Origin of the sequence: Gluconobacter sp. P1D12_c (genome assembly GCF_018812105.1) — a bacterium.
In the GTDB taxonomy this organism is placed as follows: domain Bacteria; phylum Pseudomonadota; class Alphaproteobacteria; order Acetobacterales; family Acetobacteraceae; genus Gluconobacter; species Gluconobacter oxydans_A.
The window spans coordinates 1-612 of the sequence record NZ_JACSIQ010000174.1; the positions used below are offsets into that span (position 1 = coordinate 1).

Annotated in this window: 1 protein-coding gene; it reads right to left on the reverse strand. The window is 48.6% G+C overall.

Going from position 1 to position 612, the window contains the following annotated elements:
- On the reverse strand, positions 1-612 hold a 612-nt coding region (locus KP705_RS16180; RefSeq protein WP_215764982.1), incomplete at both ends, for a plasmid recombination protein.

The window sequence follows — 612 nt, forward strand, 5'->3', positions numbered from 1 at the left end:
GCCTTAGCTTTTGCAGCATCAACACGCTTTGCAACAGCACGACCATCAGCCAGAGCAATAGCTAAAGCCTTGGCTTGTTGCTTCTCCTGGTTCCACTGGTCCCGAGTTAAACGCCTACGACCTGGACCAATACGAGTTAAGCCAGAAGGCTTCCCGACCTTATCCCAATAACTGTCCTGCCAATCTCTAAACGATTGCTTATAGGCTTCATTTTGTTCCTTTGGAGATAACCCATCCGCCTTGGCCTTCTGCTTTGCACTATCCCCAGGATGTAAGCTGATCGCCTTCAAATCATCAGGAACGATGAAAGCATGAAGATGAGGAAAAGCCTCATCATCATGCCTGATGACTGTCTTCAACTGGTCCCCATAMGTGTCCTGCAACCACTTGACCGACCGAGCTTGCCAACGCTTACAATCGGCATCCATCTCACCTGGCCAAGACAGAACAATGCACGCCATAGTATTTTGAGTGCTTCTGATTTTCCTGCTCTTGCCATTCTTCTGAACATCAACAGCACCATCGCAAGCCTGCTCATGCTCACGCTCAAGAGCTTCTAAATCCTGACCAAAAACGAGAACCGGCTTGCCTGGATTTTCAACATGCAAACAG